This is a genomic window from Paraburkholderia tropica, from assembly GCF_900109265.1.
Lineage (GTDB): Bacteria > Pseudomonadota > Gammaproteobacteria > Burkholderiales > Burkholderiaceae > Paraburkholderia > Paraburkholderia tropica.
Genome location: NZ_FNZM01000051.1, coordinates 1 through 8853, shown reverse-complemented (window position 1 = coordinate 8853; position 8853 = coordinate 1). Strand labels below are relative to the sequence as shown.

Here is an 8853-nt window from a genome sequence, read left to right as displayed (position 1 = left end):
CGCTTATGCTGCGAGGCCGAGTTCGGGCAGCGGGATTTCCTTCTCGACGTAGTCGTAGTAAAGCGCCGTGGTGTACAGCAGACGCATCTGCGCACCGATCTCGCAGATCTTCAGGCAACGCTGCTGCAACTCGGGCGTGGTGGCGTTTTCCAGCACGATCTGGTAGCCGCGCTCGCCGTGGATTTCGTCCGAGACGATATGCAGGTCGAAGAATTCCACCTCTTCGTCCGTGAACTGGTACTGCTCGCGCAGCGTGGGCGTCTGCTTGCGGTAGATCGACGGCACCTGCGATTCCAGCCCGACCACCAGCGCGGCCACCGCCACCACCGGGTCTTCGCGCATCGCCACCGAATAGCACCACGCCTGCAGGCCGCGCGTGGTGGGCGACATGTTGTCGGGGTTGGTGACGCGCTCGCGCGTGGTGCCGCAGGCTTCGGCGAAACGGATCAGCAGGTCGGTGTGACGGTCGCCGCCAATTTCTTCCTCGTACATGTTGGCGAGGAGGAAGTCCTTGGCCTCGGTCATGTGGTCGGGCGTGCGGGCGTAGAGGTAGGCGAGATAGTCGGCGAAGGGGCCGACATAGTGATAGTGGTTTTCGGCCCAGCGTGCGAGATGCGCGCGGGAGAGCTTGCCGCTCGCCCAGGCGACGCTGAAGGGCGCCTTGTTGGCGCTCTTGCCCTTGATCGCTTCTTCGAGCGCGCTGCGGAATGCGTCGCGGTTCATGAGTTCGGCCATCTTCGTTTGCTCCTGATCCTTGGTGGGGACGGTACTTTTGGGCCATGCCCCGAGCGAGGCGAGGCATGGCGATGCAGTTAATCGAGATCGATCGGCGCGATATCGGCCTTAGAGCGTTATCGCGGCGGCGTTAGAGCATTTAGAACGTGTGACGCAGACCGACGCCGGCCGACACCTGTTTATTGGTGCTCGACGGGCTGATGAATTGCGTGACCTGCGCCACTTGTGCATCGCCCATGGCGCGCTGGAAGGTGGCGAAGGCGTAGAGATCGGTGCGTTTCGAGAGGCTGTAAGTGGCGGTCGCGTTGTACTGGATGTAGCGCGGGTCGCCATCGTTGGCATCGACCTTGCCGTCGGTGTACGTCACGCCGAGGCCTGCGGAAAGCGCGGGCGTGAAGTAGTAGACGCCATTGACTTCGTAGTTCATGAAGCTGACGTCCTGGTTTTCGAAGCCGTCCTTGTAGGTCGTGCTCGTGATGTCGCCGCCAAGCTTGATCGAGCCGAATCGATAGGCCGCGCCGCCGCCCATGGTGAGGAACGAGTGCGCCACCGTCACGAATTCGCCGTCGGCGGAATTGGCCGCTTTCCAGAAGGTGCCGGCGGAGCGGTCGCCCGGCTGGCGCGCGTAGGTCATCCCGAAGCCGACATAGAGCGGGCCGCTGTCGTAGCTGCCGCCCCAGCTCCACATGCTGTCCTTGCCGAAACTGCCCGCCTGGCCGCCGAAGCTGTACAGCGCGCTGCCCGTGAAGGCGCCGTAGGTCTTGGTGTATTTCACCGCGTTGTCCACGCGCACGCCGCGATTGGTCAAGTCCATGTCGCCTGGGTGTTCCATGTAGACGGACCAGTCGGCGGAGGTGAGGTGAGCGACGTAATCGACCATCGATTCGTACTGCCGGCCCAACGTGACTGCGCCCCAGCGATCGTTTTCGATGCCGACATACGCCTGGCGGCCGAACAGTAGACCGCCTTGGCCGAGCGAACCGTCGGTGACGTCGAAGCCGTTTTCGAGGCGGAAGATCGCCGACGTGCCGCCGCCGAGGTCTTCCTTGCCGAGCAGGCCGAAGCGGCTGCCGCGTGTGGTGCCGCTGCTCATCGCGACCGTGCTGCCGCCGCCCTGATTGTTCGTGTACTGAACGGATGCGTCGATCAGGCCGTAGAGCGTGACGCTTCCTTGTGCGTGCGCGCCGGCGGTGGCGCAAGAGAGTACCGCTGCAATGCAGAACGTCTTCTTCATCCCGTTTATCCCTTTGAGGCAGAGTCGTCCTCGATGCTGGTGCGAGGTCGTCGTTATCATCGTGTATCCAGCAGAACAAAGTATTAGGTATACAAAAATATCGCCAACGATTTTTTTGACTTGGGTTTACCGAGGGATTCGAGCGGCTTGCAGGTTTTTATTGGGCGTGTTGAAGGGCGAAATGTCCGGAAATCGGCCTTTGTTGGCCACCGAGCGGAGGGATTTGCCGGTTTGCCGCCAGGGTAAACGCGTGCAAGTTTAAACTTGCAGCCATATTTATATGTACATAGTATACAAATAGGCTTGATGCGTCGGCGATGAATACGGCTGCGATGGCAGCATCGGCACGCCGCAGGTTGTGCGGCCGACGCAACACTTTGCGCATTCGTGTGTTGTGGATGCGCATCGGTTCGCGAAAGAAAAAGCCGCCTTTTACTCCTTCCTACTCGTCATGATCAAGATTTACGGAATTCTCAAGTCGCGCGCCGTGCGACCCGTGTGGACCGCCGAAGAACTCGGCATTCCTTATGAACTCGTGCCGATGCACTACGCGGGCGACGAAGTGAAATCGGCGGCTTACCTTGCGCTCAATCCCAACGGGCAAGTGCCGACTTTGGTCGATGGCGATCTCGTGCTGTTCGAATCGCTTGCTATCGACCTGTATCTGGCGAAACAACATCGCGCTTTCGGCTTGTGGGGCGCCGACGACCACGAAGAGGCGCGCATTTTCCAGTGGACGTTGTGGGCCGCGACAGAAGCCGAACCGCTGGCGCGGCAATGGTTCCGGTATACCTCGTTCTTGCCGCAGGAATCGCGTATTCCGGCGTTGGCCGCCGCCGCGCTGGAAGGCTTGCGCGCGCGTTTCGCCGTGCTAGATCACGCGTTGCGCGACGCCGATTATCTTGTGGGCAATCGCTTCACGGTCGCGGATCTCAACGTGGCCGCGGTGTTGCAGCGCTTTGTGCAACTGGGCGGCGCGGATTATCCGAACGCGCTGGCGTGGCATCGGCGTTGTTTCGAGCGGCCAGCGGCGCAACGTGTATTTGGCGAACGTGGCTGAGCGAGTGTTTCGGCGTTGCGCGCAATGACGCGCGATAACGCGAAACGCTCGCTCGATCTTATTTGGTAATACAGAGTAAAAGGATAGACCATGTTTAGCGACATGAAATTCGGCACGCGAATCGCGCTGTCGTATGGCCTGCTGTTTGTGCTGATGGCGGGAACAATCGCGTTTGCCGTCGCACATCTGGATAGCCGAAGTCCCGAATTCGTCCGTATTTGCAGCGTGCTGGCGAGTGCCGGCGTGATCGCGGCGGTGGTGTGCGTGCTGTCGGTTGCGGCGCTCGCGCGTGGTATCGGCAAGCCGCTGGCGGACGCCGTCTATATTGCCGAAACGGTGGCTTCCGGCGATCTGAGCAAGGAATTTTCGGGTGGCAGCGGCGGCGAATTCGGCCGTCTGCTCGGCGCGCTTGCCGACATGGAAGACTCGCTCACCGATCTCGTCACGCGCATCAAGGAATCGACGGATACGATCGCCACCGCCTCCCAGCAAATCGACGCGGGCAATGGCGATCTCTCGCAACGCACGGAGCGCCAGGCGGCATCGCTGCAGCAAACGGCGGCGAGCATGGACCGCATTACCGCGACGGTGCGCGAAAGTGCGGAACGGGCACATGCGGCCAGCGAACGCGCCAACGACGCCTCGGCCATCGCGACGCGCGGCGGCGCCGTGGTCGAAAGCGTGGTGGGCACGATGGAGTCGATCAGCGCAAGCTCGGGCAAGATCGTCAACATCATTCAGGTGATCGAAGATATTGCGTTTCAAACCAATATTCTTGCGCTCAATGCCGCCGTGGAAGCCGCGCGTGCGGGCGAGCAGGGGCGCGGTTTCGCGGTGGTGGCGAGCGAAGTGCGCAGCCTCGCGCAGCGCAGCGCCGTGGCGGCGAAGGAAATTCGCGGCTTGATTGTCGAATCGGTCGAGCACGTGACGAGCGGTTCGCGACTCGTAGGCGAAGCGGGCGTGACGATGCACGAAATCATGCGCGCCGTGAACGAAGTCACGGCCTTGCTCGGTCAGATATCGGGTGCGTTGACGGAGCAAAGCACGAGCGTGGCGGAGGTGAATCAGGCGGTTGCGCAGATGGATTCGACCACGCAGCAGAACGCCGCGCTGGTGGAGCAGGCGGCGGCCGCTGCATCGTCGTTATCGCAGCAGATTTTGCAGCTTCAGCGTGCCGTGAATGCGTTCAAGATCGAGGACGATACGTTGCAGACGTCGGTTTTTTCATCGGCGAAAATGTCGGTTTGGGACGCCGTGCAAGCAAATCCGTTGCGCTGCTGAAAACTATATCGGCAAAAAAACGACCGGAATTTCTGAACTGAACCCCAAGAGTTGGACACAAATCCGACTCTTGGGGTTTTTCCATGGCGAAGTACGATGAGAAGTTCAAGCTCGAAGTAGTGAGGCGATACCGGGCAGGAGGTATCGGAGCCACAGCCCTGGCGCGGGAATATGGGGTTGCCCGCACGCTCGTGAAGCAATGGATTGCGGAATTCCAGTTGCATGGTCCAGCGGGGCTGCAACGCAAGGGACATACGCAGTACAGCGCGCAGTTCAAGCTCGAGGCGCTGGAGCGTATGCAAAGGGAGGATCTGTCGCGAACCCGGTTGCAGCGCATTCTGGGTATCAAGGATCCCGGTGCGATCGCCCGCTGGCAACGCCAGTATCATGAAGGCGGTTTCCCCGCATTGTTAGCGCGTCCGAAAGGGCGCCGACCAAAGATGACGACCTCACCGCCTGCCCCACCCACGCCGCCAGATGCCGAACCGGATAGCCGTACCCGTGAGCAATTACTCAAGGAGAACGAGTACCTGCGCGCGGAGGTGGCCTACCTAAAAAAACTCGATGCCTTGATTCGGGCGGAGCAACGTCAGACGCGACGCGCAAAGCGCAAGTAGTGCTCGAATTAAGGCAAGACCATGCATTGTCGATCCTGCTGAACGTGGCGGGCCTGGCGCGCAGCACCTTCTACTACCAGCGGAAGGTACTTCGGGCGGGGGACCGTTACGCCGCACTCAAGCAACGCATCCAGGCAATCTACGCATACCACCGGGGCCGGTATGGCTATCGGCGAATTACGGCGGTCATCCAGCAGGCTGGAGAGCGGGTCAATCACAAACTGATCCGGCGCCTGATGGTTCAGCTCGGCCTGAAGTCGCTGGTGCGGCCAAAGAAGTACCGGTCCTGGCGCGGCGCGGTGGGCCGGGTTGCCCCAAACCTGCTCAACCGGCAATTCGAGGCACGGCGGCCTAACGAGAAGTGGGTCACGGATGTCACCGAGTTCAACGTGAAAGGCGCGAAGCTCTACCTGTCGCCGGTGATGGACCTGTATAACGGGGAAATCATCGCCTGGCAGAGCGCAGTGCGGCCCACCTTCGATCTGGCGGGGACATGCTCCGCAAAGCCTTCTCGCGTCTGGGCCGCGATGAGCGCCCTCAGCTGCATTCCGATCAGGGGTGGCAGTATCAGATGGATGCCTGGCGCAGGCTGCTGGATCAGCGCTCGATTCGCCAGAGCATGTCAGGCAAGGGAAACTGCCTGGACAATGCCGCGATGGAAAGCTTCTTCGCTACACTCAAGACAGAGTTCTTTTACCTGAACGAGTTCGATAGCATCGAACAGCTACAGGCTGAACTCAGGCACTACATCCACTACTACAACCACGAACGCATCAGGCTGAAACTCAAAGAGCTGAGTCCCGTGCAATACAGGACCCAGCCCTTGAAAATCTAGCCTCTTTGAACCGTCCAACTTCTGGGGTTCAGTTCATTTCCGGTCGTTTTTTATTTCGCATAATTTACGGAACGCTGCCGATGAAGTGAAGAATCTCACGCCCGAGATAGTCTTCGCCGGAATTGAAGTGCGCGACGATCGACGTGTGGTTGTGGCCGCGCATCTGAATCAGGCGAGGCGGCACGCCGCGATGGCGCAGCGCTTCGATAAAAAATTGCGCGCCGTATTCGTCGAGATAAGGATTCTCGAATTCGGCCACGGCGATCATCAGCGGCACAGCCGAACGCGCCACGTGACTGAGCGGCGAGCGCACCGCGTAGAGGCTTTCGTCGTCGCCGAAATAGGTGCGCACGGGCTTCGCGTTCGGGTTGCCGGGGCGCACGTCAGCGGCTACGCGCGCGCTGATCAGCACCAGTCCGGCGACGGGCGGCGGCGGGCTCGCCTCGGTCACGGCGGGATCGAACAAACACGTGGCCGTATGTGCGCCGCCTGCCGAATGGCCGATCACGAACACGCGCTGCGGATCGATCTGGAAGCGCTGTGCGTTCTGGTGGAGGAAGTTCAGCGCGTCGGTGACGTCGTGTGCGCCGCCCGGATACGGCGCGATATCTGCAAGCCGGTATTCGACGTTGATGGCAACGAGTCCTTGCGTGGCGAACCAGTAGCAAACGTTGTCGTAAATCTGCCCGTTGACGCTCTTGTTGCCGCGCACGAATGCGCCGCCGTGCACGAACACGATGGCGTCGAGCGGCTTGTCCTGCGCCGCCGCGTTAGGCGGCAAAAACACATCGAGCACATGCCGTTCGTGCGGGCCGTAGCTCACATCGCGCTCCACCGCGATGCCGTCCTTGGGCGTGGCAGCCACGAGCGGCGTGTAGCAGTCGATCACCGTTTTCCGGTTGCCGACGATGTCTTGCCCCCAGCGCGGCCCGATGTCGAGCAACAGGCGGCGTTGATCTTCGGGCAAAGAACCCAGCGGCTCGTAACTGGCGTGCGGATTCACCATGACACGCTCACGTCACCGTTGACGAAGGTCTGACACGCCATGCGATAGCCGGCTTCGAGATCGGCGGCGCTCAGATGGCGCTTTTCTTTTTCCTTCACGGCGTCGGTGTGTTCGATGCCTTGTTCGACCTTGCATTTGCAGGTGCCGCACAGGCCGCCGCCGCATTTGAAGGGAATGCCGCCTTTTTCGCGCAGCGAGACGCGCAGCAGATTGCTATTGGGCGGCGCGCTGACGCACTTGCTGTCGTTGCTGAGGAAAGTAATCTGGATCATGCGTGAGACCTGTTCTGGCTGAAGGCGTGAATCGGTGGATCGGCGTTGCGGTTCTAAAGGCCTTTCAGGAGGCCAGCGCCGTGGGGCGCGGTTGCAGCGCGGCGTCCTGATCGCGCGCGCCCACGAGTATTTGCAGCGCTGCGAACGCCGCATCGCGGTTGGCGAATTTTTCGAGGAAACGCGTGGGCATGTCGTTGACGGAGCCGCCTTCCGATTCGTCGATCACGCGAATGCGCGCTTCGCCGTACAGCTCGGCGATCACGAAGGTCGCGAGATGGCGTCCGCAATACACGTAGTCCCACGTTTCGGCGGGCGCGAGCTTGCCGAAAGGTTCCGTGCGGTACTGGCCCGGCTTGCTCGTGAGAATCACGTAGGTGATCGGCGCAATGGTCTGGGTGCTTGCGCTGGCGCTCATGCCGCCTCCGCGTCGATCTGTTCGAGTTCGATGTCGTGCTCGATCCAGAGTTGGCACGCGAGGCGATAGCCCTGTTCGAGGCGTTCGCCGAGCTGTTTCTTTTCCTTCCAGTTGGGCGCGGGCAGATGTTCGCCGCCTGCGCGAATCACGCACGCGCACTTGGAGCACTTGCCCATGCCGCACTCGTAACGCAGATGCGGAAACGGAAACTGCTTGATGCCGGCGCGGACCACCAGATTGGTGTTTTTCTTGACCTCGCCCTGCCAGGTTTCGCCGTTTTTGTGAAATGTGACCGTCGGCATTGCCGCTTTCCTCTCCATCGGTAGACCGGATCGCGCGAGGTGTCGCACGCGTTGTTCGCCCGATTGTATCGAGCGTTAAGAATATTGTATACGTAATTCAAATTCCGCAAATGAAGCTTTTGCTTGCGTGCTGTCGCGGATCTCTAACGTCTGAAATGGCTTGTTTATTGCTGCGATTAGGCTGGTTGGGCGAAATGGAGCCGCGAAAGAGGAGACTCGCGGCAAGTTTCTAAGCAGGGTTCGCGATAAGTATGTATACAGTATCCATTAACTGCGCTATTCTAAGCCGACTGTCTGCTTTTCGGGCGTCTCGCCTTGCAACAGTCGATGTCGTTCCCACCAAGATCAGGAGCAAACGAAGATGGCCGAACTCATGAACCGCGACGCATTCCGCAGCGCGCTCGAAGAAGCGATCAAGGGCAAGAGCGCCAACAAGGCGCCCTTCAGCGTCGCCTGGGCGAGCGGCAAGCTCTCCCGCGCGCATCTCGCACGCTGGGCCGAAAACCACTATCACTATGTCGGCCCCTTCGCCGACTATCTCGCCTACCTCTACGCCCGCACGCCCGACCACATGACCGAGGCCAAGGACTTCCTCCTCGCCAACATGTACGAGGAAGAAATTGGCGGCGACCGTCACACCGACCTGCTGATCCGTTTCGCCGAAGCCTGCGGCACCACGCGCGAGCGCGTCACCAACCCCGACAACATGTCGCCCACCACGCGCGGCCTGCAGGCGTGGTGCTATTCGGTGGCGATGCGCGAAGACCCGGTGGTGGCGGTGGCCGCGCTGGTGGTCGGGCTGGAATCGCAGGTGCCGTCGATCTACCGCAAGCAGACGCCCACGCTGCGCGAGCAGTACCAGTTCACGGACGAAGAGGTGGAATTCTTCGACCTGCATATCGTCTCGGACGAAATCCACGGCGAGCGCGGCTACCAGATCGTGCTGGAAAACGCCACCACGCCCGAGTTGCAGCAGCGTTGCCTGAAGATCTGCGAGATCGGTGCGCAGATGCGTCTGCTGTACACCACGGCGCTTTACTACGACTACGTCGAGAAGGAAATCCCGCTGCCCGAACTCGGCCTCGCAGCATAAGCG

At 60.7% G+C, this 8853-nt stretch carries 9 protein-coding genes and 1 pseudogene; 4 read left to right on the top strand and 6 right to left on the bottom strand.

Annotated elements, in window-relative coordinates; all coding sequences use genetic code 11:
• Nucleotides 1–3: 3 nt before the first annotated feature.
• Both BMY06_RS37865 and BMY06_RS37860 read right to left on the bottom strand, forming a co-directional pair.
• Nucleotides 4–735: an iron-containing redox enzyme family protein gene (locus tag BMY06_RS37865; protein WP_074987294.1), complete on the bottom strand. Its 732-nt coding sequence runs from the start codon at nt 733–735 to the stop codon at nt 4–6.
• Between the two features lie 139 nt (nt 736–874).
• The gene (locus BMY06_RS37860) at nt 875–1969 is read right to left on the bottom strand and encodes a porin (protein ID WP_074987899.1); all 1095 of its coding nucleotides are present in this window, start codon (nt 1967–1969) and stop codon (nt 875–877) included.
• Between the two features lie 451 nt (nt 1970–2420).
• Between BMY06_RS37860 and BMY06_RS37855 the strand changes: the two genes are divergently transcribed.
• The 3 genes and pseudogenes from BMY06_RS37855 (at nt 2421) to BMY06_RS39405 (ending at nt 5762) form a co-directional block, all read left to right on the top strand.
• The gene (locus tag BMY06_RS37855) at nt 2421–3029 is read left to right on the top strand and encodes a glutathione S-transferase family protein (RefSeq protein ID WP_074987900.1); all 609 of its coding nucleotides are present in this window, start codon (nt 2421–2423) and stop codon (nt 3027–3029) included.
• Between the two features lie 90 nt (nt 3030–3119).
• Complete coding sequence (locus BMY06_RS37850; protein ID WP_080180395.1) at nt 3120–4310, top strand: methyl-accepting chemotaxis protein; 1191 nt, start codon at nt 3120–3122, stop codon at nt 4308–4310.
• 83 nt (nt 4311–4393) lie between these two features.
• Nucleotides 4394–5762, top strand: a pseudogene (locus tag BMY06_RS39405) (IS3 family transposase).
• A 64-nt stretch (nt 5763–5826) separates the two neighbouring features.
• Here BMY06_RS39405 and BMY06_RS37835 read toward each other — a convergent pair.
• The 4 genes from BMY06_RS37835 to BMY06_RS37820 form a co-directional block, all read right to left on the bottom strand.
• Nucleotides 5827–6768 (bottom strand): alpha/beta hydrolase, encoded by a 942-nt coding sequence (locus BMY06_RS37835; RefSeq protein ID WP_074987897.1) that lies wholly within the window; start codon nt 6766–6768, stop codon nt 5827–5829.
• Nucleotides 6762–7040 (bottom strand): 2Fe-2S iron-sulfur cluster-binding protein, encoded by a 279-nt coding sequence (locus BMY06_RS37830; protein WP_074987896.1) that lies wholly within the window; start codon nt 7038–7040, stop codon nt 6762–6764. The genes BMY06_RS37835 and BMY06_RS37830 overlap by 7 nt, the downstream gene beginning before the upstream one ends.
• A gap of 64 nt (nt 7041–7104) precedes the next feature.
• The gene (locus BMY06_RS37825; protein WP_074987895.1) at nt 7105–7455 is read right to left on the bottom strand and encodes a hypothetical protein; all 351 of its coding nucleotides are present in this window, start codon (nt 7453–7455) and stop codon (nt 7105–7107) included.
• Nucleotides 7452–7757, bottom strand: coding sequence for a 2Fe-2S iron-sulfur cluster-binding protein (locus BMY06_RS37820; RefSeq protein ID WP_074987894.1), 306 nt, complete (start codon nt 7755–7757; stop codon nt 7452–7454). Before BMY06_RS37820 ends, BMY06_RS37825 begins: the two co-directional genes overlap by 4 nt.
• A gap of 361 nt (nt 7758–8118) precedes the next feature.
• On the opposite strand from BMY06_RS37820, the gene BMY06_RS37815 reads away from it, so the two are divergent.
• Nucleotides 8119–8850 (top strand): iron-containing redox enzyme family protein, encoded by a 732-nt coding sequence (locus tag BMY06_RS37815; RefSeq protein WP_074987294.1) that lies wholly within the window; start codon nt 8119–8121, stop codon nt 8848–8850.
• Nucleotides 8851–8853 lie beyond the last annotated feature (3 nt).